We start from the raw sequence: 25,707 nt of genomic DNA, 5'->3' as shown, positions 1-25,707 counted from the left end.
CCCCAGACGTCTCCCCGCTGTCCCCAAAGAAACGGACCGACCCCGATGACCGTCCTCTTCTGGATCCTGGGCGTCCTGGCCGTCCCCACGCTGATCTTCGCGTTGTGGCTGGCCTGGGTGTTCCTGAAGGAGTTCTTCAACCCGAGCCCCGACGACGACGCGGAGGCGGCGGAGGCCGCCGAGGCCGCGCAGGCCGCGGAGAAGCTCGGGCTGCTGCCCGCAGAGCGGCAGAACACCGACCTCGCCGCGCCGCTTCCGGCGGAGTGGACCACCGCGCTCGCCGCGGTGCGCGGCGGCGACTGGGTGCCGGCCGCCGATCTGCTCGCCTCGGTCGGCCGGGACTGGGAGCGCCGGTCGGCGCTCGCCTATCTGCTGGCCGACTGCGCGGCCGAGGAGGACGCCTGGCTGCTGGCGTGGGAGGCCGTACGGCCCGACGACCCGGACGCGGCCGTGGTCCGGGCGCGCAGCACGGTGATCCTGGCCTGGAAGCTGCGGGGCGGCAAGCGCGCCCAGTACACGACCGGGGAGCAGTTCGACGCCTTCCACCGCACGCTGGCCGGCGCCCGTGAGGAGGTCGCCAGGGCGGCGGCGCTGAACCCGGACGACCCGACGCCGTACATCGCGGAGATCTGGGTGGCACTGGGCCTCGGCTACCCGAACGCCGAGATGGACAAGCTGTGGGCGGAGATCACCGCCCGCGCCCCGCACCACTACGAGGCCCACTTCTCGGCGCTCCAGTACTGGTGCGCGAAGTGGCGCGGCTCGGAGCGGCAGGCCTTCGAGTTCGCCGAGCGGGCGGCTGCCGCCGCGCCGCTGGGCAGCCTGCTGACGGCGCTGCCGCTCATCGCGCACTTCGAGCACGACGAGTCGGACGACACGGCGGCCGACAACACGCCGCAGATGCTCGCCCGGGTCGAGGCGGCCCTCGCGGACGCGGCGGCGGCCGACCCGTCCCACCCGCGGCTGCCGGAACTGCGTCACCTGCTGGCGTTCTATCTGCACCTCCAGGACCGCAACGAGGCGGCGCTGGAGCAGTTCAAGCTGGTCGACGGGCATGTGAACGCGCTGCCGTGGCGCTACCGGGGTGACATGGCCGGGTACTACTGCCAGGTCCGCAACACCGTGGTGCGGGAGGCGGCACAGGCCGCGGCGGCGACGGTCTGAGACCGGGTGCAGAAGGCTGAACGGCTGTCGGCGGAGGCGACGGCGACGCTGCGGGCGCTGCTGGCCGGTGCGGATCCGGTGAGCAGGGCCCTGCTGGCGCAGATTCCGCACACGCGGGTCGTGGGCCGGTGCGGCTGCGGCTGCGCGACGGTCGATCTGCGGGTGGACCGTACGGCGGCGGATCCCGCGCCGCCCCATGGCAATCCGGCCGTGGACGCCTGGTACCGGGCCCCGCACGCGGCCGGTGTGATGGTCTGCACCGAGGACGGCTACCTGTCGCTGCTGGAGATCTACTCGGTCTCCGACGAGCCGGTCACCGCCTGGCCGGACCCCCGCTTCCTCGAACGATGAGCGCGGGGGGGGGCGACGGCGTCCCTCGTCATCGCCGTACGGCCCGGCCGTCCGGCACCTCCCCGAGCAGCCCCCCTCGGCTCCGACGCGCTCCACGGCGACCCGGCCGTGGCACCGCGGCCGGACTCCTCCCCGTGTCCGGGTGCGCCGCTGAGCAGGTAAATCGAGCGACGGCTCCGGCCCCGGCCGCGTAGATTCGCCCCTCGTGTCCGACGGGACCGAAAGGGAGGTCATGGGGAGTTCTGTGTTTCTGATCGGCGGCGGCTGGGACCGCGCCGAGGTGTACGAGCCGTTCCTGCGGGAGCTGCGCGGCGAGCGGCGCGTCGGGTGTCTGGTGCTCGACGAGGGGGACGGGGCGGCGCAGTTCGAGCGGTATGCGACGGCGCTGCGGAAGGCCGGGCCCGCGTGCGACCCGGTGCCGCTGCTGGTGCCGCTCGGCGGCCGGTTCGAGCCGGAGGCCGCGTTGGAGGGGATCGACGGGCTGCTGGTGTGCGGCGGGCTCACGCCCGCGTACCAGGAGGCGCTCGCGGGGTGCCGGGAGCGGCTGCCGGGGCTGCTGGCCGCGCGCGGTGTGCCGTACGCCGGTTTCTCCGCCGGTGCGGCCGTGGCCGCGCGGCGGGCCGTGGTCGGCGGCTGGCTGGTGGACGGGGTGCCGGTGTGCCCCGACGAGACCGGGGAGGACTTGGACGAGGTCGAGGTGCGGGCGGGGCTCGGCCTGGTGCCGTTCGCGGTGGACGTGCACGCGGCCCAGTGGGGCACGCTGCCACGGCTGGTGTCGGCGGTCGCGCGCGGCGAGGTGCCGTACGGGGTCGCCGTGGACGAGAACACGCTGCTCACGGTGGGAGACGGCGGGGCCCGGGTGTCCGGGGCCGGACGGGTTCACCTCGTACGGCCCGCGGCGGACGGGGACGTGCTGGTGCGGGCGTACGGCGCCGGCGAGGGCTTCGAGCTGCGCTAGGGGAGGCGCCCGGAAGGGACGCGGGGAACCGCGCGCACACGCACGACGCCCCGCACCCGGCAGAACCCGCACCCGGCAGACGATCCGCCACAGGCCGCGGCCCAGCAGGCCGCAGCCCCGGCGGGTCTACGACCCGACAGGACCACGGCTCAGCGAGACCACGGCCCAGCAGGACCACGGCCCGGCGGACCGCAGGTCAGATCGTGGCGGTGTCGATGACGAAGCGGTAGCGCACGTCGCTCGCCAGCACCCGCTCGTACGCCTCGTTGACCTCGGCCGCGCTGATCAGCTCGATCTCGGCGCCGATGCCGTGCGCCGCGCAGAAGTCCAGCATCTCCTGGGTCTCGCGGATGCCGCCGATCATGGAGCCGGCGAGGGTCTTGCGGCCGCCGATCACCGAGAACAGGTTGAGGGCGATGGGCTCCTCGGGCGCGCCCACGTTCACCAGGGCGCCGTCCACCTTCAGCAGCGACAGCAGCGCGCCGAAGTCCATCGGCGCCGACACGGTCGAGACGATCAGGTCGAAGGTGCCGGCCAGCTCCTCGAAGGTCTTCGGGTCGCTGGTGGCGTGGTAGTGGTCGGCGCCCAGCTTCAGGCCGTCGTCCTTCTTGCGCAGGGACTGGGAGAGGACCGTCACCTCGGCGCCCATGGCGTGCGCGATCTTGACGGCCATGTGGCCGAGGCCGCCCAGACCCACGATCGCCACCTTCTTGCCGGGGCCGGCGTTCCAGTGGCGCAGCGGGGAGTACGTGGTGATGCCCGCGCACAGCAGCGGCGCGGCCACGTCCAGGGACAGGCCGTCGGGGATGCGGACGACGTAGTTCTCGTCGACGACGATCTTCTCGGAGTAGCCGCCGTAGGTGGGCTCGCCGTCCTTGCCGACGGCGTTGTAGGTGCCGACCATGCCGTTGAGGCAGTACTGCTCCTCGCCTCGCAGGCAGTTCTCGCACTCGCGGCAGGAGTCGACCATGCAGCCGACGCCCACCCGGTCGCCGACCTTGAACTTCGTCACGCCGGGGCCGACCTCGGCGACGACGCCGGCGATCTCGTGGCCGGGGACCATCGGGAAGATCGCCTCGCCCCAGCCCTCGCGGGCCTGGTGGATGTCGGAGTGACAGATACCGGCGAACTTGATGTCGATCAGGACGTCGGACTCGCCGACCGCGCGTCGCTCGATGGTCGTCCGCTCCAGCGGGGCCTTCGCGGCGGGCGCGGCGTACGCAGCAACAGTGGTCATGCGGGGGTTCTCCTAGGGGGTCTCGCGCCCGGCTGCCTTCCACCGGGCACGACGTCCACCCTGCCGCGCGGCCGGCCTGCCACCCAGACCACGGCTTTGCGTACGACCGCTGTGCCTACCACCGGCGGGGTCAGGCTCACGGGCCTACGACCAGGAATACTGGGCGTATGGACAGCAGGAACGAGCAGCCGGACGCGGGAGCGGCCGCCGGCCGGCGCCTGGACCGGCGGGCGGAACTGAGCGAGTTCCTGCGCAGCCGGCGGGCCCGGCTGAAGCCCGAGGACGTGGGTCTGGCCGACTTCGGACGGCACCGCCGGGTGCCGGGGCTGCGCCGCGAGGAGCTGGCGCAGCTGGCCGGGGTGTCGGTGGCGTACTACACCCGGCTGGAGCAGGGCAACGGCCGGAACGTGTCGGCGGAGGTGCTGGCCTCGATCGCCCGGGCGCTGCGGCTGACGGACGCCGAGCACGCGCACCTGACCCATCTGGCCAAGCCGAAGGCGCACAAGAAGAAGCCGGCGGCGCGGCAGCAGCAGGTGCGCGGAGCGCTGCGGCAGCTGCTGGACACGATGGACGGTGTGCCGGCGTACATCGTGGGCCGGCGGGCGGAGATCCTCGCCTGGAACCGGATGGCGGCGGCCCTGTTCGGCGACTGGGCGGAGCTGCCGCCGGCCGAGCGGAACTGGGCGCGGCTGGTCTTCCTGCGCCCGGACTACCGGGACCTGTTCGTCGACTGGGAGCAGAAGGCGATCGACATCGTGTGCGCGCTGCGCATGGACGCGGGCTGCGATCCGGACGACACGCGGCTGTCGGCTCTGGTGGGTGAGCTGTCGGTGAAGAGCGAGGAGTTCCGCCGGCTGTGGGCCACGCACGACGTCAAGGAGAAGAGCCACGGCGTCAAGCACCTGCACCATCCCCTGGTGGGCGACCTGGCCCTGAACTTTGAGAGTTTCCGTCTGACCGACGGCTCGGAGCAGTCCCTGGTCACCTATCACGCGGAACCGGGTTCGCCCTCCGCCGACTCCCTGCGCCTGCTGGCCAGCTGGGGCACGGACGCGACCCGCGCCGTACCGTCCGCCTAGGGCGGCCTGAGAACCCCGTCGGAGCGGCGAACGGCCCGCGGGAAGCACAGGCTTCCCGCGGGCCGCTCGTCATCGGGGCACCCGGCTAGTGAAGGCTCACTTGCCGAAGTACGCGTTGTAGATCGTGATCTCCGACGTGTTGCCCTTCTTGTCGGTGATCTTGGTGCGGAACGAGACGGCCTTGTTCTTCGCCGGGTTCTTCACCGTGATCTTGCCGTTCTTGACGGTGACCTTCTTGAAGTTCTTGCCGTCGTAGGAGACGTAGACGGCGAGGGACTTCAGGTTGCGGCCCGCGGCGGAGCCCTCGACGGTGACCGGGAAGGTGACCGTCTTGCCGGCCGCGACCCGGCTGTCCAGCCCGGTCGTGGCGCCGAAGCGCAGCGCGGAGGCGGGCAGCTGGGTGAAGCCCGCCGGCTTCTTGGAGCGGAAGGTCCAGGCCGCGTCGATCCGCGTCGAGGCCTCCGCCACCTTCGAGGACCGCTGCACCGAGGTGGTCAGCTTGTACGCGGCGTCACCGGCCGGGACCTTGAAGGTCTTCTCGCCGAACAGCGGGTCGGTGTTCGAGCCGACCTTGGTGCCGTTGCGGTACAGCGTGGTGTTCACCGAGGTGAGCTGCGAGTACCCGGCGTGCCCGGCGGAGTCGGCGAACAGCGGCAGCGAACCGAAGATCTCGTTGCCGTCCCGGAAGAGGCCGTAGGCCTTGCCCAGGCGCGGGCCGAAGACCGCGGTGTTGACCGTCTTGGTGTAGGTCTTGCCGGCCTTGAAGGTGAACTGGCCGAGACCGTAGCCGGCCTCGGTGACCGGGAAGCCGTCCTGGTCGAGACCGCCGTTCTGCTGGAACTCCAGCTGCCACTGCACGCCGCCGGTGGCGGACAGGTGCAGGGTGCGGGTGGCGGGCAGGGACTGCGGGATGCTGACAGAGGAGGCGCTGGTGCTGCCGGGCAGCCAGCCCACCGCGTCGATCGATCCCTTCTTGCCCTTGGCCGGGGCGCCCAGCCGGGCCTTCACGGTGGCCAGCTCGCTCGCCTTGTAGTGCTTGGTGTAGCCGGTGGCGAGCTGCTTGACCGGGCCGCCGGAGGTGACGTCGTACTGCTCGTTCGCGCCCTTGCTCCAGTGCGCGTCCCACTGCTGGCGCAGCGAACCGGCGGGCAGCTGCGGGCCCAGGTGGGCGCTGCGGAAGTTCTTGTACGTGTCCAGGAACCAGCCGTAGCCGTACTGGTTGTCGCCGATCCTCACGTCGTACCCGGGCGAGGCGAACACGGACTTCGCGCCCGCGGCCGGGACGGTGATGTCCACCGGCTTGGCCTTGCGCGCGTCGATGGTGAGCGTCTGCTTCTTGGCGACGGTCAGCTTCGGCTGCGCGATCCAGTCGATGCCCTTGGTGGCGTCCTGCGGGTCGCCGTAGAGCGAGGTGTTGAGGATGTACGTGCCCTTGGGCGCGCGCACCTTCACCGTGCCGGACTTGTCGTACGGGTTCAGCCAGACGCCGCCGGCCAGGCCCGCGACGCCGCTGAGGTCGGCGCCGTAGTTCGGGGTCGGCTTGCCGTCGCGGCCGATGAACTTCAGGGTGAGGTCGTACGACTCCACCTCGCGCTGCACCGCGGCGGCCGTGCGGACCGTCTGGCCGTCGCCGGTCGCCGTCACGTACGCCGCGTAGGCGCCGTCGACGGTGCCGCCCAGCTTGGTGTCGACGGTGAGGTCGACCGCGGCCGTGCCGTGCGCCGGGACGGTCACCTTCGTCGCGCCGAGCGTGAAGAAGCCCGCCGGGGCCGCCGCGCCCTTGGGGTTGGTGGCGGTGCTGGTCAGGCTGAGCGTGACGGCCTTGTCGCCGAGGTTGCGGTACGTCAGCTTCTTGGTGACCGGCTTGTCGTCGGTGTGCGGCCACTGCTGCACACCGAAGCTCACCGAGACCGGGTCGGCGACGACCGACTGCTCGATGGCCTTGTCGACCTGGATACGGCCCGAGCCCTGCTGGAACGGGGTGTACGCGCCGCCCTTGGTGGAGCCGGTGAGGGCGCCCTTCAGCTCGGCGTGGCCCCAGTCGGGGTGCTCCTGCTTCAGGATGGCGGCGGCGCCCGCGACGTGCGGGGTGGCCATCGAGGTGCCGGAGATGGTCAGGTAGCCCTCGGGCTTCTCGCCGACCTCCTGGCCGATGACGCTGCCCTTGGCCGCGGCGGCGGTGATGTCCACGCCCGGCGCGGTGACGTCCGGCTTGATGGCGCCGTCGCCGACGCGCGGGCCGGTGGAGGAGAAGTCGGCGAGCTTGTCCTTGGCGTCGACGGCGCCCACGGTGAGCGCGGCGTCCGCGCTGCCGGGCGAACCGATCGACTGGGGACCCTCGTTGCCCGCGGCGATCGCGAACAGGATTCCCTTCTCGGCGGAGAGCTTGTTGACCTCGGCTTCGAGCGGGTCGATCTCGGGCGTGTCGTAGCCGCCGAGGCTGAGGTTGATGACGTCGGCGCCCTGCGCGGCGGCCCACTCCATGCCGGCGAGGATGCCGGAGTCGTCACCGGAGCCGGAGTCGTCCAGGACCTTGCCGTTGAGGAGCTTGGCGTCCGGGGCCACCCCCTTGAACTTCCCGCCCGACTTGGCGCCGGTGCCCGCCACGATGGAGGCGACGTGCGTGCCGTGTCCGAAGTGGTCGGCGGCGTCGGCGGCGGCGGTGAAGTTCTTGGACTCCAGCACCTGGTCCTTGAGGTCCGGGTGGCCGGTGTCCACACCGGTGTCGAGGACGGCGACCTTGACGCCCTTGCCCGTGTAGCCGGCCCGCCACGCGGTGGGGGCGCCGATCTGCGGTACGGACGTGTCGAGCGAGGCCTTGCGGACGCCGTCGAGCCAGACGTGCGCGATGCCGGAGGCGGTGCGGTCGCCGTTGGTGACGGCGTCCCACAGCTCGGGGGTGGCCTCGGCCGGGGTCTGCACGGCGTCCGCGTTGAGCGTCTTCAGGCTGCGGCGCAGGGTGCCCGCGTCGCGGACGTCGGCCTTGGCGGCGGTGGCGGCGCCCCGGTAGCCGACGATGACCTTCAGGCCGTTCTTCTGGGCCTTGCGGGTGGCGGCCTTGTTCAGCTCGGTGATGTCGAACAGGCGCTGGTCCAGCGTGCCGGAGGCGACCAGGCGGGCCGCGTCGGCGGGGACGACCAGTGTGTGTCCGGCGGCCTTGCGGACCTGGAAGGGTATGTGCTCGCGCCCCTTGGCCCGCTCCAGGCCGACGATGCGGCCCTTGGCGTCGAGGGCGACCCGGTCACCGGTGATCAGGGTGACGTGGTGCCGGGCGGTGACCTTCGGGGCGGCCGTGCCGGCCGCCGAGGCGGGCGCGGGCTTCGCCGACGCGGGGCTGGTCATACCCGCTGCGAGGGCGACTGCTGCGGCCGTGGCGACGGTGGCCGCAGCTGCTCTTTTCACTTGTCTGCGCAAGTTCTCCCCCTGGAGATGGAGTACCGGGCGAATTCCCCGTTCACCCGGTCGGGGGTTGACTCGCACGTATGCACGTCGACCCCCCGGAGCACGCAGTATGCCGGGGGGTGATCAGACGGCTCAATAGAGGAGAGAGAGGCGGGAAAGCGCATCCGGAAACTGTTACGCGGTGTCCGGGACACCGTTACAGAACCGCGAAGTGCATGATGTCGCCGGGGTGTTATACGCCGTCAGGTGCGGGCGTTCTCCGTCACCGTGATCCTTCCCTTGCGCAGGGTGGCCAGGCGCGGGGCCTTTTTCGCCAGCGTGGAATCGTGGGTGACCATGACGAAGGTCAGCCCGTGCTCCTTCCACAGGCGTTCGAGTACGTCCATGATCTCGTCCCGCGTGCCCTCGTCGAGGTTGCCGGTCGGCTCGTCGGCCAGCAGCACCTTGGGCTTCTTCACCACGGCCCGGGCGATGGCGACGCGCTGCTGCTGCCCTCCGGACATCTCGCCGGGGAGATGGCCGAGGCGTTCGGCGAGACCGACGGACTTCAGCGCGTCCGCGGCGAGTTCGCGCCGTTCCTTCGCCTTGATGCCGAGGGGTACGAGGGCGGTTTCGACGTTCTCCTGGGCGGTGAGGGTGGGGATGAGGTTGAAGGACTGGAAGACGAAACCGATGTTCTCGCTGCGGACTTTTGTCAGCCGGGCTTCGGTCAGCGTGGCCAGATCCGTGCCGTCGAGGACGATGTCGCCGGAGGTGGGGCGGTCGAGGGCGCCGAGCATCTGGAGAAGGGTGGATTTTCCGCCGCCGGTGGGGCCCTGGATGACGAGTCGGTCTCCGTCGGCGATGGTGAGATCTATTCCGTCGAGGGCGTGGACGGTGTCCTTGCCTCTGGTGTAGCGCTTGGTGACGTTCTTCAGTTCGTACATGGGGTGGCTCCTGGGTTCGTTGTCGGCTGCGGGTGGGAAGGGGTTCTACTCCACCCGCCGCAGCGCGTCCGCCGGGCGCAGGCGGGACGCGCGCCAGCCGCCGAACGCTCCGGCGACCAGGCCGCCCGCCACCGCCAGGCCCACCGCCAGGACGATCGTGGCCACGCTGACCGGGGCCGTGAGGGCCACGTCGAGGGTCTTCGCCGCCGTACGGCGCGGTCCGGCGGGGCCGCCGCCGCTGAAGCCACCGCCGCCGCCCGTGCCGCCGAGCTGCGCCTGAAGGCTGGGGCTGACGGCGGTGACCGCGTAGGCGCCCGCGAGGCCCAGGGCGATGCCGAGGGCGCCGCCGGCCAGGCCGCCCACGACGGCCTCGCCGACCACCTGCCCGGTCACCCGGCCCGACTTCCAGCCCAGCGCCTTCAGCGTGCCGAACTCGCGGACCCGGCGGGAGACCGCCGAGGAGGTGAGCAGGCCGGCCACCAGGAACGCGGCCACCAGCACCGCGAGGGACAGCCACCGGCCGACCTCGGTGGCGAGGGAGGAGGCGGTGGACAGCGAGCCGGAGACGGTGTCCGCCAGGTCGGCGGAGGTGGTGACCGTCGTACCGGGCACGTTCTTCTGGATCTCCGCCTTGACGCCGTCGATCCGCTGGGAGTCGGTCGCCTTGACATAGATCGTGGTGACCTTGTTCTTCGCGTCGCTGAGGGTCTGCGCCTGCCCCAGCGGGAGGTACAGGTCGGCCGCCGGGTCCCCGCTGTCGGCGGTGGCGATGCCGATCACCCGGAACGTGACGTCCTTGACGGTGACGGTGGAACCGACCGTGTACTTCTTCTCCTTGGCGTAGGCGGAGTCGGCGACGGCGACCTTGGCGTTCGTCTCCGTCGTCCTGAACGTACGGCCGCTGGTGATCTTGGAGGAGGTCAGCGGGCCGAGGCCGGGCTCGGTGACGTCGGTGCCGTAGACGGAGTAGCTGTTGACGTCGAAGTCGGCGCCGCCGCCCTGCACGCCGCCCTGCGGGCCACCGTCTCCGCCGCGCCGGAGTTCCCCGCCGCCCCCGTCCTGCTGGAACTGACCGCGCGTGAACTGGCCGCTGACCTTGAGGACCTGCAGGCTCAGCCCGCCGACCGCGTCCGAGACGCCGGACTGCTCGCCGACCTTCGCCACGGTCGATGCGGACAGGGTCTGGAAGCCCTGCACCATGACGCGGTCGCTGCTCTGGGTGGAGTCGTCGTCGCTGCTGCGCGCGTCGAACCGGAAGCGGGGCCGCTCGCTGTCGTCGCCGGCGGGCGCCGACGCCGCCTTGGTGACGGTCATGTCCGTGCCCAGCCCGTACAGCGACTGGAGGACCTGGTCCTGGGCCTTCCCCATGCCCTGGGACACGGAGTTGACCACGATGACCAGCGCGATGCCCAGCGCGAGGCCGGAGGCGACGACGAGGGCCGCCTTTCTGCGGCGGCGCAGTTCGCGCCTCAGGTAGGTGAAGAACATGGCCCGAAAGCTAGGGACGGACCGTGATGGCACCTTGAGGCCGGCATAAGAGGAGCATGAGAAGGCCGTGACCGGGGCCGTACACGCCGATGCCGCCCCTGGGGGCGGCATCGGGTGAGGTGTTGAGGATGGGTCAGAGGGCCGAGCCGGCCTTCCACTGCGCCCAGTCCATGTTCCAGCCATTGAGGCCGTTGTCCGGCGAGACGGTCTTGTCGCCGGTGTTCTGGACGACCACGACGTCACCGATCAGGGTGTTGTTGTAGAACCAGGCCGCCGGCGTGCTGGGGTCGCCGGCACCCTTCTTGTCCTGGAGGCCGACGCAGCCGTGGCTGGTGTTCACGTTGCCGAAGACCGAGGGCGCGCCCCAGTAGTTGCCGTGGATGAAGGTGCCGGAGGTGGTCAGGCGCATGGCGTGCGGCACGTCCTTGATGTCGTACTCGCCCTTGCCGTCGTCGTCGGTGAAGCCGACCGTCGCGCCGTTCATACGGGTCTCCTTGAACTTCTCGGAGATCACCATCTGGCCCTCGTACGTCTTGTTGTCGGGCGAGCCGGCGGAGATCGGGATGGTCTTGACGACCTTGCCGTTGCGCGTGATCTTCATCTGCTTGGTCTGCGCGTCGACGTAGGAGACCTGGTTGCGGCCGATGCGGAAGGTCACCGTCTTCTGCTGGACGCCGTAGACGCCGCTGGCGCCCTGGACGCCGTCGAGCGCGAGCTTCAGGGTGACGGTGGAGCCCTCCTTCCAGTACTCCTCCGGGCGGCAGTCCATGCGGTTGGCGTTGAACCAGTGGCAGGCGACCTCCTGGCCGCTGCTGGAGCTGACCGTGATGCCCTTCTGCACGGCCGCCTTGTTGGTGATCGCCTTGTCGAAGTTGATCGACACCGGCATGCCCACGCCGACGGTGGCGCCGTTGTCCGGGGTGAAGGTGCCGATGAAGCTGTTGGCCGGCGAGACCGTGGTGAAGGAGGCGTTCTCGTGGGCTATGCGGCCCTCGGAGTCCTTGGCCTCCGCGGCGACCTTGTAGGTGGTGGAGCGCTCCAGCTGGACGGTGGGCTTCCAGCTCTTCTTGTCGGCGGACACCTGGCCCGCGACGGCCTTGCCGTCCTGGGTGGTCATCGTGACGCCCGTGAGGGTGCCCTTGCGCACCGTGACGGCGGCGGAGTTGTTGATCGAGGCGTTGTTGGAGCCGTCCTTCGGCGTGATCGTGATCTGCGCCTCGGACGACTTCTTGGCCGCCGCCGCGTCGACCTTGGCCTGCGAGGAGTCGCCGCCGCCCCCGGAGGCGTCGTCCCCGCCGGAACACGCCGTGAGCACCAGCACACCGCCGAGCAGAGCGGACGCGGCCGCCAGGCCCCTGCGCCGCTTACTGTCCGTCATCACAAGCTTCTCCATCGTTGCCGAGTCGCGAAAACCCCGAGAGCCCCCGTCAAGAACCTTCAACGCTACGGCCGGTCCGTCCCGTTCCACAGACCGCGGGTCTGTGGGGCATCCCACGTCCGCGGAGCGCGGTGGCGGGGTGGTGCGGGGATTCGGTCCGTACGCCCCCTGGGACGACGAAACCCCGGACGGCGGTTGCCGTCCGGGGTCATGGGTGCCCCGGGACGCTCAGCCGATGCCGTCCTCTTCCTCGTCGTCCGCCCCATCATCCTCGTCCAGATCCCAGTCGGGCGAATCGGGGTCGTAGTCGATCCGCTCGCTGGACCAGGACGCCTGCTGGAGCTCCACCCCGGGGACCTCGCTGACCAGGTCGAAGGGGTCCACGAGATAGGCCAGGGCCTCCGCGGTGTCCTCCGTCACAGCCCCCTCGGCCTGGGTCCGCTCCCCCTCGGGCAGCTCGGGATCCTCGGCGATCCGGCGCAGCGCGGCCTTGGCCACCTCGTCGTCGTCCTGCACCTCCAGCACCAGCTCCACCCGAAGCCGTACAAAACGTGATGTCTCTTCTGTGCTCATGGCGGGAGCGTACGACCGAAACCTCCCGTGACTTTCCTGTGACCCGCGCCTTTCACTAACATCGCCCCACACGGCCAATTCGCCAGCGTCACAAGGGGATCGATATTCCGTGTCATCCGCTCGCCGTCCGCTGCTGACCGCCACCGCCGCGGGCACCCTGCTCTGCGCGCTGTGGTTCGTCCCGTCCGCGAACGCCTCGCAGGACGCCCCGGCGAGAGAGACGGCAGCCACCTCCGCCTCGCCGCAGGTCACGCAGGTCACACAGGCCAGAGCGGTGACGGCGTCGACCACCCGGTCCGCGGACACCGCGGCGGAGGAGACCGAACTGGCCGACACGGGCGCCTTCGACACCACCCCGTATGTCATCGGCGGCAGCCTCTTCCTCGCCGTGGGTGCCGGATTCGTCGTGTATTCGGTGCGTCGCGAACGCCTGGGCTTTTAATTTTTCTTGACTAATCCTTGACAGCGCCCGCATAGTTCGCTCATGAAGAGATCATCGGGCGTGCGGCTGTGCGCCACCGCAGCTGTGAGCGCGCTGTCGCTCGCCCTCATCACGGGTTGTTCCGACGGAGGGTCGAAGGACTCCGGGGACACCTCGGGCAAGGACGGGTCGAAGCCGGCCGCGAAGGCGCTGAGCGCCGCCGAGTTGAAGAAGCTGATCATCGCCCAGGGTGACGTGCCCGGGCACAAGGTCGGCGCGGTCGAGGGCGGCATCCCCGACAAGAGCAAGGTCACCTCCGAGGACGCCAAGTGCGAACCGGTGCTCCGGGCCTTCACCGGCATCGCCCCCGGCGACCCCGCGGCGCACACCGACCGCATGGCCACCGAGGAGAAGAAGAAGGACCCCACGGACGACGCCACCTCCCTGGACGACCTGGAGAGCGGCGAGTTCGAGGACGCGCTCAACAAGTCCATGGACCTGGACGTCACCGTGGTCACCCTGGCCTCGTACGACGGGGACGGCGCCGAGCAGGGCCTGAAGTCGGTCTCCGACGCGGTCAAGGCCTGCGCGGGCGGCTTCGCCGGCGAGCAGGACGGCGAGAAGGGCAAGTTCACCAAGGTCGCCGAGGAGAAGTCCTCCGGCACGGGTGACGAGTCGGTCGCCTTCACCGCGGTCAACGACGCGGGCAAGGACGGCGCGCTGCCGCTGCACGCCGAGGTCGTGCGGCACGGGAACACCCTCGCCGTGTACACCACGATCAACATCGGCGCGATGATGACCAAGAAGGCCTACACGGTCTCCGCTCCGGTCGTGAAGGCGCAGGCCGCCAAGCTGAAGTGACAGCTTGTCAGGAGGCCCGGGGCCGCTCGTCCTGCTCGGACAGCTCCCGGGCCTCCGGCGTGTCCGCCAGGGCCCGCAGGAACGCGGCGGGCTCCTGGTAGCGGTCCGCGGGGTCGCGGGCGAGACAGGTCGCCAGGACGTCGCGGAGCTGGGAGGAGACCGGGAGGCCGTCGACCGAGACGGGGTTGCGCAGGATGGAGAAGGCGATCTCCACCACGTTGGCGCCGTCGTGCAGCGGGCGTCCCATGATGCACTGGTACATCACCGCTCCCAGCGAGTACAGATCCGATCTGATGTCCGCCTCGCGCGCCGACATGAACTGCTCGGGCGCCATGTAGGCGGGGGTGCCGACCACGTCCCCGGCCCGGGTGAAGCGCCTTCCCTCCGCTTCGTCCATCGCCCGCGCGATGCCCAGGTCGATGATCACCGCGCCCCGGACCGGGTGGTCGATGATGTTGGCCGGCTTGAGGTCGACCCGGGAGAGGCGGAGGGAGTCCAGGTGGACCAGGGCCTCCCCGAGGCTCCTGCCCAGGCGGATGACGTCCGCGGTGGCGAGGGTGCCGTTCTCGTCCAGCAGGTCGGCCAGCGAGGGCCCGTCGACCAGTTCCATGACCAGGGCGGGCTCCGGGGACTCCACCGCCGCGATGGTCCGGACGATGTTGGGATGCCGCACCCGCAGAGCGATCTCGCCCTCGCGGCGGAAGCGCCGCAGGATCATCTCGTCCTCGGCCAGTCCCCCGTGCAGCAGCTTGATCGCCACGTCCTCGCCGGTCCGCAGGTCGCGTCCGCGGTAGACCGCGCCCATGCCGCCGGTGCCGATCATCTGGTGCACCTCGTACCGGTCGGCGAGGCGGGTGATCGCGGGCAGCCGGCCCGAGAAGGTGACCGAGGGGCCGGGGTCCGGCTCCGGCGCGGGGGCGGGCCCGCGGTCCGCGCGCAGCACGGTGGTCGCGTCGGCGTCGGCGTCGGCGCTGGGCGGCGCGGGCGCCGGCAGCCGTAGTTCGGCCCGTTCGCTCTCGTTGTGCCGGGCCAGGCCCGCCACCTGGCCGAGATAGGTGTCGGTGAGCCGGTACCGGGTGGCGCCGGCGTCCCCGGGATTGCCGTACACGGTGGCGTCGGGACGGCCGGGCTCGCTCACCACCTCCAGGACGCGCCGCCGGGCGAGATGGCGCAGGAGCCGTTCGACCGCGGGGGTGTCCATCCGGAGCAGCGGGTCGAGCTGCCCGCGGGCGGTCACGTCCTCCGCCGTGAACACCCTGCCGCGGCTGCGCAGCGCCCACTCGGTCACGTGGTAGCCGCCCAGCCGCCAGCGGTCGTCGTCGATCGGCACGGGGGCCAGAACGTTCGTCGCGGCGGCGGAGACGGTTTCCGACACGATCGCGTCCAGGTGGTTGTAGAACAGCACCCGTTGCCAGTCGTCCGGCCCCAGATGCAGGGAGGGGCGTCCGGTGCCGTCCCACGTGATCAGGGAATTGAACTCCTGGAGCAGCCGGCGCGGCACGCCTCGCGCCTTGAAGCGCAGGTAGGAGACGAACATGGCCAGCCGCAGGGGCTCGCCCTCGGGGGCGCTCAGATCCAGTGTGCGGTCCGGCTGCGCGGCCGGGATCGGCTCCGGCCGCAGCCCCAGTTCCGCGCGCGCCCGCTCGGTCAGCTCCTTGACCAGGCGCTCCGGTGCCGCCCACAGGCAGGGCACGTACATCCGCCAGGCGAAGACGCTCTCGTAGAGGCCGTTGCCGCGGTCCGCGTCCGTGAGGGCCCGGTCGTGCAGGTCGGGGCCGGCGACCAGGATGAAGTGGGCGCCGCGGGCGGTGAGGACGTTCTTGAGCGAGCCGAGCAGTTTCTCCAGGTCGGCGATGGCCTCGTCGTCGTTGTCGGTCAGTTTGTCGATCTCGTCGAGCACGATGACCGGATGGATCCGCAGCCGGGGTCTGCGGCGGCGCAGCGGACCCCGCGGGCGGGGACGGTCGTCCCGGCCGCTGAGCAGGCCGATGATGCGCACGAGATCGTGCTCCACGTCGGTCTCGGAGTAGGCGAGGAACGCGGCTTCGGTGGTGCGGGTCCTGGTCCGCTTGCCGGTCAGGCCCAGCGTGGGTGCCGGACCGCGCTGCAGGCCCACGCCCAGGGTTCCGCCGCGCTCGGTGCCCTCCGAGTGGGTCTGGGTGAAGGACAGGGAGGTCCGGGTGTAGGCGAGGAGCAGCGACTCCTGGATGTCCGGCGGCAGTCGCCGGAAGAGCCCCTGGTCGTCCAGGGTCTCGAAGATGCGCCGGACGACGGCGAAGAGCAGCTGGTCCGCCGCCATCCGGCGCGCGACGCTCAGATGGACCGTCAGCAGGACGTCGTGGTCGGGGCGTCGCCCGTCGCGTGCGCCCGCGGCGGGCTCGGTGACGGCCTCGGCGAGGGCGCGCAGCACGAGGGTGGTCTTGCCGACCCCGCGGAATCCGGTGACCAGGAAGGTGCCGCCGTGCGAGTACACGAGCCGCTCGCGCAGCAGGGCGACGAGTTCCCCGTGCCCCAGCACCGGGATGGACGCGTCGCCGACGGGTAACGGCTCGTGGATGAACCGGAATCCGCGGTGCAGCGGCACGTGCAGCACAGGCGTCCCCCCTTCGCCGGGAGGGACAGCGTACGGCTTCACCGGCCGGTGTTCGCCGTAATGGGGGGCGCCGGCCGGTGCCCCCCACCGGGCCGTGGGTCAGGCCAGCGGACCCGTCACGGTCTCGACGGCGCTGACGAGGTGGCCCCCGCGCACGAACGCGTCGGCGGCGGCCAGGTCGGGCGCCAGGAACCGGTCCGGGCCCGGGCCCTGCACGCCCGCGGCCCGTACGGCCTCGATGACCGCCCGGGTGGCGGGCGCCGGGGTGAGGCCCTCGCGCAGCTCGACGGCGCGGGTGGCCGCGTACAGCTCGATGGCGATGATCCGGGTGAGGTTGTCGACGGCGGTGCGCAGCTTGCGGGCCGCCGACCAGCCCATGGAGACGTGGTCCTCCTGCATGGCGGAGGACGGGATGGAGTCCGCGGAGGCCGGTACGGCGAGCCGCTTCAGCTCGCTGACCAGCGCCGCCTGCGTGTACTGGGCGATCATCAGGCCGGAGTCCACGCCGGCGTCGTCGGCGAGGAACGGCGGCAGGCCGTGGCTGCGGTTCTTGTCCAGCAGCCGGTCGGTGCGGCGCTCGGCGATGGAGCCGAGGTCGGCGGCGGCGATGGCGAGGAAGTCCAGGACGTAGGCCACGGGCGCGCCGTGGAAGTTGCCGTTGGACTCCACGCGACCGTCGGGCAGGACCACGGGGTTGTCGACGGCGGAGGCCAGCTCGCGCTCGGCGACGAGCCGGGCGTGCGCGAGCGTGTCCCGTCCCGCGCCGGCGACCTGCGGGGCGCAGCGCACGGAGTAGGCGTCCTGGACGCGAGGCGCGTCGTCCTGGTGATGGCCGGTGAGCCCCGAACCCTTCAGCACGGCGAGCATGTTGGCGGCGGAGGCGCCCTGCCCCGGGTGCGGCCGGATGGCGTGCAGTTCGGGCGCCAGCACCTTGTCCGTGCCGAGGAGGGCCTCCAGGCTGAGGGCGGCGGTGACGTCGGCGGACTTGTACAGGGTGTCCAGGTCGGCGAGAGCCATGATCAGCATGCCGAGCATGCCGTCGGTGCCGTTGAGGAGGGCGAGGCCCTCCTTCTCGCGCAGCTCGACGGGCTGGATCCCGTGCTCGGCGAGCAGCTCACCGGCGGGCCGCACGCGCCCGTCGGGCCCCTCGGCCTCCCCCTCCCCCATCAGGGTGAGGGCGCAGTGGGAGAGCGGGGCGAGGTCGCCGGAGCAGCCGAGGGAGCCGTACTCGTGCACGACCGGGGTGATGCCGGCGTTCAGCACGTCGGCCATGGTCTGCGCGACCTCGGGCCGCACCCCGGTGTGCCCGGAGCAGACGGTCTTGAGCCGCAGGAACATCAGGGCCCGTACGACCTCCCGCTCGACCCGCGGTCCCATCCCGGCGGCGTGCGAGCGGACGATGTTGCGCTGCAGCTGGGCACGGAGTTCCTGGCTGATGTGCCGGGTCGCCAGGGCGCCGAAGCCGGTGGAGACGCCGTAGACCGGGTCCGGCTTGGCCGCCAGGGCGTCCACGATCTCCCGGGCCGCCGCCAGGGCCGCCACCGCCTGTGCCGACAGCTCGATGCGGGCACCGCCGCGCGCCACGGCGAGAACGTCGGACGCCGTGACACCGGACGTCCCCACCACCACAGTGTGCATATCCATATTCAGGAGCGTACGCATTGAATGCGGTGATGTCACTAGTGGAGTCCGGGGGCGACCCTTACCGCAGCGTGTGGGCTTCGCCTCACGGCCGGCGCCCGCGGAACCGGCGCCGCTCGGCCCGGGAGGGCGGCGGCTCGTCGGCCAGCCGTACGACCGGATCCTCCGGCCCCTCCCGGCCCGCCACCACCGGCCGGTCCAGGCGCAGGGCCTTGGCCCGGTACTGGGCGGCGTCCGCGAGCCGGAACAGCCGGCGGGCGTCCCGCACCTCCCCGACCGGATCCTCGGTCGAGGCGACCCCGCAGGCGACCCCCTCCCCCAGCTCCAGCTCGCCGGCCCGCCGGCACAGCTCGTCCGCGGCCTTCACCACGTCGTCGGCCGGCGGCCCGACCGCCAGCAGACAGAACTCGTCCCCGCCGAGCCGGGCGACCAGCGCGCCCGGCACCATCGCGCCGCACAGCGAGAGCACCGAGCCGAAGCGTTCCAGGAGCCGGTCGCCGACGGCGTGCCCGAGGGTGTCGTTGACCCGCTTGAGCCCGTTGAGGTCGCAGACGACCAGGCTGACGACCACGCCCTCCGCCCGGTGCCGCTCCACGGCCTCGCCCAGGCGCACGTCCACGGCACGGCGGTTGGCGAGTCCGGTCAGGGCGTCGGTGTACGCCAGCCGGCGGGCCTCCTCCAGCCGCTCGGTCTGCGCGATGCCCGCGGCGACGACGGCGGCGAGCACGGTGGCGAAGTCGGCGTCGGCCCGCGCGAAGAGGGGCTCGCCGACCGCGCGCGCCACATACAGCTCGCCCCAGGCCCGGCCGTGCAGGACGACCGGGGCGACGACACAGCAGCCGCGGCCCCGGCGCCGCAGGGCGGCGACGCGCTGGTGGAGGTAGCCGGGGGTGCCCTTCGCCGCCCCCTCGGCCGTCTCCACCCAGGCATGGGGGCCCCCGCCGCCGGCCCACCGCTCGTGCAGGAACTCGGTGATCTCCGGAAACTGGTGCACCGGGTAGGTCTCGGCCTCCGGGAACTCCAGCTCGTCCGGGGCGCGTTCCCCCACGTTCACGAGGACCCGGAGCCGGCCGAGCTCCCGCTCCCACACCGACAGCGCGGCGAAGCTGCCGTCCAGCGCGCGGCAGGCGCCGCGGGCGGCGGCCTGCCAGCACTCCCGCGGGGTGTGGGCCGCCGCCATTCCCTGCGCCAGCGCCACGACTGCCGTTAGCCGCTTGTCCTCGCCCATTACTCCAGGTTAGGGAGGAATGCTCCGGATAGGGCTGTTGGTGCGGCGATCAGGTGGAATGTGCGGCTACCGGCTCGGGGCCGCCGACCGTCGCCGTGCGCGGGTGGCATCGAGGCCGGTCGCACAGTTCCCCGCGCCCCTGCCGGGGCACAGGCCGGTTCATTCGCCCGGCCACTCGGGCTTGCGCTTCTCGTTGAACGCCGCCACCCCCTCCGCCCGGTCCCCCGAGAACGCCACCGAACGCCACGCCGCGTCCTCGACCTCCAGGCCGGCCCGCAGGTCGAGCCCGTGCCCCAGCCGCAGGGCCCGCTTGGCCGCCCGCAGGCCCACCGGCGAATTGGCGGCGATCCGCTCGCCGAGCGCCAGCGCCTCCTCGCGGTCCCGGCCGGTCTCCACCACCCGGTCCACCAACCCCAGCTCGGCCGCCTCCGCGGCCTCCACCCGCCGCGCCGAGAAGATCAGCTCGGCCGCGCGCGCCGCGCCGACCCGCCGGGGCAGCAGCTGGGTGCCGCCGCCGCCCGGGATGACCCCCACGGACACCTCCGGCAGCCCCACCACGGCCGTGGGGTCGGCCACGATCAGGTCGCAGGAGAGGGCCAGCTCGAAACCGCCGCCCAGGGCGAAGCCGTGCACCGCGGCGATCGTCGGCATCGGCAGCTCCAGCACCCCGGTGTACGCGGCCCGCGCGACCGGCCGCTGCCGTACCAGGTCGGCGTCGGTGAAGGAGTTCCGCTCCTTCAGGTCCGCGCCGACGCAGAACGCCCGCTCGTGCGACGAGGTCAGGACGACCACGCGGGCGTCCCGGTCGGCGGCGAGCGCGGCGCACGCGCCCGTGAGGGAGCGGGCCATCTCCGTGGAGACGGCGTTCATCGCCTTGGGCCGGTCCAGCACCAGCTCCGCGACGTGCCCGTGCCGCCGCACCAGCACGAACTCCCCGAACCGCTCCTCGCTCATGACACCCCTCCGGTTAACGCGGGTTAACTGACCGTCGGCCCGATCATCGCAGCTGCGCCCCGTCCCGTGAAGCCCGGAAGTCTCCGCCCGTTCGCCCGTTCGAGTGACATCCCGGCCGTCTCCCCGCACATCGCCCACAGCAGCGCATAGCGTGCGCTCGCCATGGCGCGCGGCGGGGAGGAAACCCATGACACCGATACCTGAGCAGTTCCGGGCGGGACAGGAGCGCGCGCCGGGCGTACGGCGCGGACGGCACCGCAAGCCCCGCCCCCGCAAGGCGCTGCTCGCCGCCGGCGGTCTCGCCATGGTGATCTTCAACCAGCTGCGCACCATGGGCGTCGGGCTCGTCACCGCCGTCGGCAACCAGATCGCCGCGGCCGACGCGCGCGCCGAGGCGGACGAGAGCGATCCGCGGGCCCGGGAAGAGGTACGGGACCTGGTGCGGGCGAGCCTGCTGCTGGCCACGCTGGCGGGGCTGGCCGGCGCGGTGCTGATGGTGCTCGTCGGGCACGCCGTGGTCCTGCTCGGCCAGGACCCGGACGTCGTCGACGCGGCGAAGCCCGTGCTGTACGCCATGGCGCCCGGGCTGATCCCCTGTCTGTGGTTCCAGGCGATCCGCCAGTTCACCGTCGGCATGCGCCGGCCGCAGGCGCTGCTGCGCATCACGATCGCCTCGATCGCGGTCAACGCCGGACTCAACTGGCTGTTCATCCACGGCACCTGGGGCTTGCCGGAGCTGGGCCTGCCGGGCATCGGCCTGGCCACGACCACCGTGTACGCCCTGTCGTTCCTCGCCCTGTACGCCTCCGCCCGCCGCGACGCCCGGCTCGCCCCGCTGCTCTCGCTGCGCATCTGGCGCACCCGCCCCGCCACCCTGCGCCGCCTGGCCTCCCTCGGCGCGCCGATCGCCGCCACCTACGGCTCCGAGGCGGGCTTCTTCTCCGTCGTCGCCCTGCTCGTCGGCAGCTTCGGCACCGCCGCGCTGGCGGCGCACACCGCCGTCAACCAACTCGTCTACATCGTCTTCCAGATCGCCGTGGGCCTCTCGCACGCCGCGTCCCTCGGTGTCAGCCGGGAACTCGCCCTGGGCAACACGGCCGCGGCGCGGCGCCTGAAGACCACGGCCCTGGCCTGCGCCGCGGCGGTCATGGCCGCCGTGGCCGTCGTCTACGTCACCGTGCCGCGCCTGGTGCTGGCCCCGTTCTTCGACACCGGCGACGCGTCCGCGACCGACATCGCCACGCATCTGCTGCTCGTCGCCGCCGTCCTGCAGTTCTTCGACTGCACCCAGAACATCGGCGTCGGCCTGCTGCGCGGCCTGGACGACACCAAGGGCGGCTTCCGGGTCACGCTCGTCGGGTACTGGCTGATCGGCCTGCCGGCCGCCGCGCTCCTCGGCCCGGCCGCCGGCCTGGACACCCTCGGCGTCTGGCTCGGCCTGCTCACCGGCCTGGCCGCCACCGCGGTGCTCCTCCTGCGGCGCTTCCACCGAGGGGTCGACGCCCTGGAGCCGACGGCCGCCCCGGCCGCGGCCTGAGGGACGCGCCCCTGCCGGAGGGCTTCAGTCCAGCGGGACGGAGGGGGTCGAGCGGGCCACGTACGCCAGGCCGTCGTACGCCCGGCCGGGCACCGCCGCGGCCAGCTGCATCCGGTACGTCACGCGGGGCACCCCGGCACCGAAGGCCCGTACGAAGTGCCGGGTGTCCAGCCACCGGGCGACGGCGGGGTCGGCCCGGCCGGCCCGCAGGTCGATCAGGTGGTCCCCGGGGGTGGCGGCGGCGAGCTGCCCCTCCAGGGACCGCGGGCCGGCCGCGCCGACCGTGTGTCTCCTCGGCGGGCGGCGCCCGGCGGTTCCGGGCCGGGCGCGGAAGGCGCCCGCCCCGAAGAGCAGGCCCAGGGCGTAGTAGCGCGCGCCGAGGCGCGCTCTGAGGTGCTGCCCCATGGCCGGCACCCCTCCACCGTACGGCTCGCTCGCCACATGCCCGTTGTGCGCCCAGACGGCCACCGGTCCGGCGGCCCGCTCCGCCGCCGCGAGCACCGCCCGCGCCATGTGCCGGTCACGGGCCGCGAGCGCGCCCGGCTCGGCGCCGGTGCCGTGCGGCGGCCGGGCGGCCACGTCGGCCGCCGCGGCGATCAGGCGCGCGTGGCCGAGCGCACGGTCCGCCGCCTCGGCTCCGGCCCGGTCGGCCAGCCGGGGCCGCTCCTGTTCGAGGAAGGCCGTCAAGTCGTCGGCGGCGGCGAGAAGTTCGGGGCCGCAGGCGGCCAGTGAGCCCGCCGGGGCGTCCGCCAGGGCGGCGAGCGGACCGTCGGCGAGAGGGGCGCGCTCCGGGGCGGCGGCGCGCAGCACGGCTTCGACGGCGGCCAGGGAGGGACCGCAGCGCTGGGGGTCGATCCCGACGAAGCGCACGGCGTGCTCCGGCGGGACCGTGCGGTTGTGGGCGCGCAGCCACTCGACGACGTCGAGCATCTCGCGGGTGCGCCAGGTCCAGAAGCCGAGCCCGGCGAGCGCGGCGGCGGCATCGCCGGTTCCGTGCCGTACGTGGTCGTCCACGGCCCGCGCGGCCGAGGCGCTCGCCTCCAGGGCCAGGGTGGTGCAGCCGAGGTCCCGGACCAGGAAGCGCAGCAGGCGGTGCTTGAGCCGGAAGAACTCGGCGGTCCCGTGCGTCGCCTCGCCCATGCCCAGGACGCGGACGTCCCGCAGGACCTCGCGCAGCGGCGCCAGGTCCGCGTCGCCCGGTTCCGCGGGCCCGCCGTACCCGCCGTCCGGCTCTTTCAGCGGCCAGGCGTGCTCCGCGAGCCACCGGCGCACTTCCCCGTTCGTCATTCTCTCCCCGTTTTCCATTCCCCGGCGTTCTCCGTCAAGGGGATTTCCGGTCTCCTTTTCACCGGCCATGCGCGTGTTCAAGATTGCCGCCGTTGACAAAGCGGGCCGGTACAACGAAGCATGGCGGGGCACGTCGGCGGCACCTCATCGAATTCCGGGCGGCGCACGCGGCCCGTCATCAAGGCAGGGACCGGTGACCACGAACCAACTGTTCGCGCTCTTCTCCGACCTGGCCCTCATTCTCGTTCTCGCCCATCTTCTGGGCGCGCTGGCACGGCGATTCTCCCAACCCGCGGTCATCGGCGAGGTGCTCGCGGGCATCCTGCTCGGGCCCACATTACTGGGCCAGGAGGTATCGGACTTCCTGTTTCCCAGCGATATCCGGCCGATGCTCACGGCACTCGCGGATGTCGGCATGGCCGTATTCATGTTCATCGTGGGCCTGGAACTCGACCGGAAAATCCTCCGCGGCACCGGACGGCTGGCGGCGACCGTCTCGGTCTCCTCGATTCTGCTGCCGTTCGGACTCGGCGCGCTGCTCGCCCTGCTGCTGGCCGAGGACCACGCCCCGGATCACCGGCTGGGTTTCGTGCTGTTCATGGGTACGGCGATGTCGGTGACCGCCTTTCCGGTGCTGGCCCGCATTCTCACGGACCGCGAGATGCAGCACACGCCGGTCGGCGGACTGGCGCTGGCCTGCGCCGCGATCGGTGACGTCCTCGCGTGGTGCATGCTCGCCGCCGTGGTCGCGCTGGCCGGCGGGGGCGGCGCCGGCCCGTGGTACCTGCTGCTGCTCGTGCCGTACACCGGGGTGATGCTGTGGGTGGTGCGTCCGCTGTTGCGCCGGCTGCTCGCCGCCGGTGCCGGCACGGCCCGGCTGAGCCCCGCGGCGCTGACGGCCGTGCTCGCCGGGCTGCTCGTGTCGGGGGCGGTCACGGAGAAGATCGGCCTGCACTTCATCTTCGGCGCGTTCTTCTTCGGGGTGGTGATGCCGAAGGAGTCCACCGAGCGGCTGCGCGCCGACATCACCGACCGCATCGGCGAGGTGAGCAGCCATCTGCTGCTGCCGGTGTTCTTCATCAGCGTGGGCCTGAAGGTCGACCTGTCGGACCTGGGGCGGTCCGGATGGCTGGACTTCGGTCTCGTCCTGCTGGTCGCGGTCAGCGGCAAATTCCTCGGCGCGTTCCTGAGCGCCCGGGCGCACGGGGTCACGGCGCGCCAGTCGGCGGTGCTCGCCACGCTCATGAACACCAGGGGCCTGACCGAGCTGATCATCCTGACCGCCGGGCTGCAACTCGGGGTGCTCGACGAGCGGTTGTTCTCCCTGATGGTCGCCATGGCCGTCGTGACGACCGCGATGGCCGGGCCGCTTCTGTCGCTCTTCCAGCCGCGCCCCCTCGCCGATCACCCCCTCGTCCCGGCGGCCCGCGACGCCCAGCCGCCCGCCGCCAGACACTGACCCCACCGGGGCGGGGCCCGGTCCGTGGGCGAGGAGGGCGGCGCGCGGGTCCGCGGACGGGGCGCGCCGGGGCGTCAGGGCCGTTCGGGTCGCGCGATCCTCGCCCGCAGCGGCGCGAGCAGCTCGTCGGCCCGCTCCCGGCCCTCCGCTGCGCCGAGGTCCGGGATGCCGCGGTCGGGCAGCACCTCCAGCGGTGAGCCGTCCTGGCCCAGGCAGCGGTCGTGGTAGAGCACCATGGCATGCGCGGACCGGTTGCGCCGCGACTCCCAGATCAGCCCCATGACGTCGGACGCCTGCGCCCGGATCTCGCTCGACCGGCGCCGCGCCCGCGCGTAGTTGGCCTCGTCCTCCAGGAGGGTGGCGTCCTGGCAGACGGCGGCCAGGTCGGCGCCCCTGACCAGGGAGACCAGGATCAGGTCGGACCGGGTGCGCAGACAGCTCAGCGAGCGCTGCCAGACGGCGCGGTAGGGGATCGTACGGTCCCCTACCGGCGATGCGAAGGGCCGGGAGCGGAGCACGCTCTCCGCGAGCGCGGTCAGCGCGGTCTCCGCCAGGTACAGGCTGTGGTACTGGTCCAGCACCGTGCCGTCGAAACGGCCCCCGTGGAAGTGGATGTTCGCCAGTCTCGGCGCCCGGCCCCGGCGCCGATCACCTGCCACTATGCCGAGCCCTGGCGCGCACGGCGGCGAGACGGCGTGCGCCGGTCCCTCAACGCCCGGAATCCGTCCGGAACTCACCCAGCTCGGAGCGCATCTCCTGCCGCATCCGCCGGAGCCGGTCCCACAGCGCGTCGATGCTCTCCCGCACGGCGGTCGGGCTGTCACCGGCGCGGGGGACGCCGTCGTCCAGGCGCCGGACCATGCCGTAGACCGTCCCCAGGTCGTGGCTGAGGCCACCCGCGAGGGCGAGCACCCGGTCGGGCATCCGCATCTGGGCCTCCGCGTACACGTCCCGGTACTGGTCGCGGGCCTCCGTGAGCCGTCGTCGCGCGGTCCGCAGCTCCTCGTCCCGGCCCAGCGCGTGCACCTGGTCGGTGAGCGCGGCCAGGTACTGGCGGGCGGAGGTGTTCAGGGCGACGTAGCACGCGCGCAGTTCCTGGGCGTGCCGACGCCGCTCCCGCACCTCCTCGGCACGCTCCTGCTCGCGCCGTCGGCCGCGGTCGGCGGCGCG

At 72.3% G+C, this 25,707-nt stretch carries 21 protein-coding genes; 8 read left to right on the top strand and 13 right to left on the bottom strand.

The window, feature by feature from the left end:
* Positions 1 to 45 precede the first annotated feature (45 nt).
* The 3 genes from CCN44_RS06260 (at position 46) to CCN44_RS06250 (ending at position 2,473) form a co-directional block, all read left to right on the top strand.
* A complete protein-coding gene (locus tag CCN44_RS06260; protein WP_059252314.1) occupies positions 46 to 1,164 on the top strand; it encodes a hypothetical protein in 1,119 nt (372 codons plus the stop codon).
* A gap of 6 nt (positions 1,165 to 1,170) precedes the next feature.
* Positions 1,171 to 1,515, top strand: coding sequence for a hypothetical protein (locus tag CCN44_RS06255; protein ID WP_059252313.1), 345 nt, complete (start codon positions 1,171 to 1,173; stop codon positions 1,513 to 1,515).
* Between the two features lie 232 nt (positions 1,516 to 1,747).
* A complete protein-coding gene (locus tag CCN44_RS06250; protein ID WP_059252312.1) occupies positions 1,748 to 2,473 on the top strand; it encodes a Type 1 glutamine amidotransferase-like domain-containing protein in 726 nt (241 codons plus the stop codon).
* A gap of 196 nt (positions 2,474 to 2,669) precedes the next feature.
* Here CCN44_RS06250 and CCN44_RS06245 read toward each other — a convergent pair whose 3' ends face one another.
* Entirely contained in the window at positions 2,670 to 3,710 is a 1,041-nt protein-coding gene (locus tag CCN44_RS06245) for an NAD(P)-dependent alcohol dehydrogenase (protein ID WP_059252311.1), read from the bottom strand.
* Between the two features lie 167 nt (positions 3,711 to 3,877).
* On the opposite strand from CCN44_RS06245, the gene CCN44_RS06235 reads away from it, so the two are divergent.
* A complete protein-coding gene (locus CCN44_RS06235; protein WP_059252310.1) occupies positions 3,878 to 4,789 on the top strand; it encodes a helix-turn-helix domain-containing protein in 912 nt (303 codons plus the stop codon).
* A gap of 96 nt (positions 4,790 to 4,885) precedes the next feature.
* On the opposite strand, the gene CCN44_RS06230 is transcribed toward CCN44_RS06235, so the two are convergent.
* The 5 genes from CCN44_RS06230 to CCN44_RS06205 all read right to left on the bottom strand — a co-directional run bounded on the left by CCN44_RS06230 (position 4,886) and on the right by CCN44_RS06205 (position 12,556).
* Positions 4,886 to 8,131: a S8 family peptidase gene (locus tag CCN44_RS06230; protein ID WP_086697082.1), complete on the bottom strand. Its 3,246-nt coding sequence runs from the start codon at positions 8,129 to 8,131 to the stop codon at positions 4,886 to 4,888.
* Between the two features lie 302 nt (positions 8,132 to 8,433).
* On the bottom strand, positions 8,434 to 9,117 hold the full coding sequence (locus tag CCN44_RS06220) for an ABC transporter ATP-binding protein (protein ID WP_059252308.1): 684 nt from the start codon (positions 9,115 to 9,117) through the stop codon (positions 8,434 to 8,436).
* Positions 9,118 to 9,162: 45 nt separating this feature from the next.
* Positions 9,163 to 10,605: an ABC transporter permease gene (locus CCN44_RS06215; RefSeq protein WP_086697081.1), complete on the bottom strand. Its 1,443-nt coding sequence runs from the start codon at positions 10,603 to 10,605 to the stop codon at positions 9,163 to 9,165.
* Positions 10,606 to 10,738: 133 nt separating this feature from the next.
* Positions 10,739 to 11,983 (bottom strand): L,D-transpeptidase, encoded by a 1,245-nt coding sequence (locus CCN44_RS06210; RefSeq protein ID WP_059252306.1) that lies wholly within the window; start codon positions 11,981 to 11,983, stop codon positions 10,739 to 10,741.
* 228 nt (positions 11,984 to 12,211) lie between these two features.
* The gene (locus CCN44_RS06205) at positions 12,212 to 12,556 is read right to left on the bottom strand and encodes a hypothetical protein (RefSeq protein WP_059252305.1); all 345 of its coding nucleotides are present in this window, start codon (positions 12,554 to 12,556) and stop codon (positions 12,212 to 12,214) included.
* A 109-nt stretch (positions 12,557 to 12,665) separates the two neighbouring features.
* Between CCN44_RS06205 and CCN44_RS06200 the strand changes: the two genes are divergently transcribed.
* Both CCN44_RS06200 and CCN44_RS06195 read left to right on the top strand, forming a co-directional pair.
* A complete protein-coding gene (locus tag CCN44_RS06200) occupies positions 12,666 to 12,998 on the top strand; it encodes a hypothetical protein (protein WP_086697080.1) in 333 nt (110 codons plus the stop codon).
* 42 nt (positions 12,999 to 13,040) lie between these two features.
* On the top strand, positions 13,041 to 13,838 hold the full coding sequence (locus CCN44_RS06195; RefSeq protein ID WP_202430286.1) for a hypothetical protein: 798 nt from the start codon (positions 13,041 to 13,043) through the stop codon (positions 13,836 to 13,838).
* Between the two features lie 7 nt (positions 13,839 to 13,845).
* Here the strand turns inward: CCN44_RS06195 and CCN44_RS06190 are convergent, their stop codons facing one another.
* The 4 genes from CCN44_RS06190 to CCN44_RS06175 all read right to left on the bottom strand — a co-directional run bounded on the left by CCN44_RS06190 (position 13,846) and on the right by CCN44_RS06175 (position 20,254).
* Positions 13,846 to 16,431 carry a serine/threonine-protein kinase gene (locus CCN44_RS06190; RefSeq protein WP_086697079.1) on the bottom strand — a complete coding sequence of 862 codons (2,586 nt, stop codon included), beginning with the start codon at positions 16,429 to 16,431 and terminating at the stop codon, positions 13,846 to 13,848.
* A 99-nt stretch (positions 16,432 to 16,530) separates the two neighbouring features.
* Positions 16,531 to 18,069 (bottom strand): histidine ammonia-lyase, encoded by a 1,539-nt coding sequence (gene hutH / locus CCN44_RS06185; RefSeq protein WP_059252301.1) that lies wholly within the window; start codon positions 18,067 to 18,069, stop codon positions 16,531 to 16,533.
* An 88-nt stretch (positions 18,070 to 18,157) separates the two neighbouring features.
* Positions 18,158 to 19,300 (bottom strand): GGDEF domain-containing protein, encoded by a 1,143-nt coding sequence (locus CCN44_RS06180; RefSeq protein ID WP_059252300.1) that lies wholly within the window; start codon positions 19,298 to 19,300, stop codon positions 18,158 to 18,160.
* Between the two features lie 159 nt (positions 19,301 to 19,459).
* Positions 19,460 to 20,254: an enoyl-CoA hydratase/isomerase family protein gene (locus CCN44_RS06175; protein WP_059252299.1), complete on the bottom strand. Its 795-nt coding sequence runs from the start codon at positions 20,252 to 20,254 to the stop codon at positions 19,460 to 19,462.
* Positions 20,255 to 20,441: 187 nt separating this feature from the next.
* Here CCN44_RS06175 and CCN44_RS06170 point away from each other — a divergent pair, with 187 nt between their 5' ends.
* Positions 20,442 to 21,791 carry an MATE family efflux transporter gene (locus tag CCN44_RS06170; RefSeq protein ID WP_086697078.1) on the top strand — a complete coding sequence of 450 codons (1,350 nt, stop codon included), beginning with the start codon at positions 20,442 to 20,444 and terminating at the stop codon, positions 21,789 to 21,791.
* Between the two features lie 24 nt (positions 21,792 to 21,815).
* On the opposite strand, the gene CCN44_RS06165 is transcribed toward CCN44_RS06170, so the two are convergent.
* Complete coding sequence (locus tag CCN44_RS06165; protein WP_059252977.1) at positions 21,816 to 23,078, bottom strand: erythromycin esterase family protein; 1,263 nt, start codon at positions 23,076 to 23,078, stop codon at positions 21,816 to 21,818.
* 193 nt (positions 23,079 to 23,271) lie between these two features.
* Between CCN44_RS06165 and CCN44_RS06160 the strand changes: the two genes are divergently transcribed.
* Positions 23,272 to 24,537: a cation:proton antiporter domain-containing protein gene (locus CCN44_RS06160; protein ID WP_237481877.1), complete on the top strand. Its 1,266-nt coding sequence runs from the start codon at positions 23,272 to 23,274 to the stop codon at positions 24,535 to 24,537.
* Between the two features lie 74 nt (positions 24,538 to 24,611).
* Here the strand turns inward: CCN44_RS06160 and CCN44_RS06155 are convergent, their stop codons facing one another.
* Together CCN44_RS06155 and CCN44_RS06150 are read right to left on the bottom strand one after the other, a co-directional pair.
* Positions 24,612 to 25,196 (bottom strand): RES family NAD+ phosphorylase, encoded by a 585-nt coding sequence (locus CCN44_RS06155; RefSeq protein WP_237481876.1) that lies wholly within the window; start codon positions 25,194 to 25,196, stop codon positions 24,612 to 24,614.
* Between the two features lie 49 nt (positions 25,197 to 25,245).
* The coding region (locus tag CCN44_RS06150) for a hypothetical protein (RefSeq protein WP_086697074.1) at positions 25,246 to 25,707 on the bottom strand (462 nt) is incomplete at its 5' end.

This window comes from Streptomyces tricolor, assembly GCF_002155905.1.
Classification (GTDB): Bacteria; Actinomycetota; Actinomycetes; order Streptomycetales; family Streptomycetaceae; genus Streptomyces; species Streptomyces tricolor.
Note: the sequence above shows the minus strand (reverse complement) of the source record. Positions and strands in the feature narration are given on the sequence as shown.

Excerpts from the sequence above, each read along its gene's own strand:
- CCN44_RS06260 (WP_059252314.1), top strand. The coding sequence starts at position 46 with ATGACCGTCCTCTTCTGGATCCTGGGCGTCCTGGCCGTCCCCACGCTG.
- CCN44_RS06250 (WP_059252312.1), top strand. The coding sequence starts at position 1,748 with ATGGGGAGTTCTGTGTTTCTGATCGGCGGCGGCTGGGACCGCGCCGAG.
- CCN44_RS06245 (WP_059252311.1), bottom strand. The coding sequence starts at position 3,710 with ATGACCACTGTTGCTGCGTACGCCGCGCCCGCCGCGAAGGCCCCGCTG.
- CCN44_RS06235 (WP_059252310.1), top strand. The coding sequence starts at position 3,878 with ATGGACAGCAGGAACGAGCAGCCGGACGCGGGAGCGGCCGCCGGCCGG.
- CCN44_RS06230 (WP_086697082.1), bottom strand. The coding sequence starts at position 8,131 with ATGACCAGCCCCGCGTCGGCGAAGCCCGCGCCCGCCTCGGCGGCCGGC.
- CCN44_RS06220 (WP_059252308.1), bottom strand. The coding sequence starts at position 9,117 with ATGTACGAACTGAAGAACGTCACCAAGCGCTACACCAGAGGCAAGGAC.
- CCN44_RS06215 (WP_086697081.1), bottom strand. The coding sequence starts at position 10,605 with ATGTTCTTCACCTACCTGAGGCGCGAACTGCGCCGCCGCAGAAAGGCG.
- CCN44_RS06210 (WP_059252306.1), bottom strand. The coding sequence starts at position 11,983 with ATGACGGACAGTAAGCGGCGCAGGGGCCTGGCGGCCGCGTCCGCTCTG.
- CCN44_RS06205 (WP_059252305.1), bottom strand. The coding sequence starts at position 12,556 with ATGAGCACAGAAGAGACATCACGTTTTGTACGGCTTCGGGTGGAGCTG.
- CCN44_RS06195 (WP_202430286.1), top strand. The coding sequence starts at position 13,041 with ATGAAGAGATCATCGGGCGTGCGGCTGTGCGCCACCGCAGCTGTGAGC.
- hutH (WP_059252301.1), bottom strand. The coding sequence starts at position 18,069 with ATGCACACTGTGGTGGTGGGGACGTCCGGTGTCACGGCGTCCGACGTT.
- CCN44_RS06180 (WP_059252300.1), bottom strand. The coding sequence starts at position 19,300 with ATGGGCGAGGACAAGCGGCTAACGGCAGTCGTGGCGCTGGCGCAGGGA.
- CCN44_RS06175 (WP_059252299.1), bottom strand. The coding sequence starts at position 20,254 with ATGAGCGAGGAGCGGTTCGGGGAGTTCGTGCTGGTGCGGCGGCACGGG.
- CCN44_RS06170 (WP_086697078.1), top strand. The coding sequence starts at position 20,442 with ATGACACCGATACCTGAGCAGTTCCGGGCGGGACAGGAGCGCGCGCCG.
- CCN44_RS06165 (WP_059252977.1), bottom strand. The coding sequence starts at position 23,078 with ATGACGAACGGGGAAGTGCGCCGGTGGCTCGCGGAGCACGCCTGGCCG.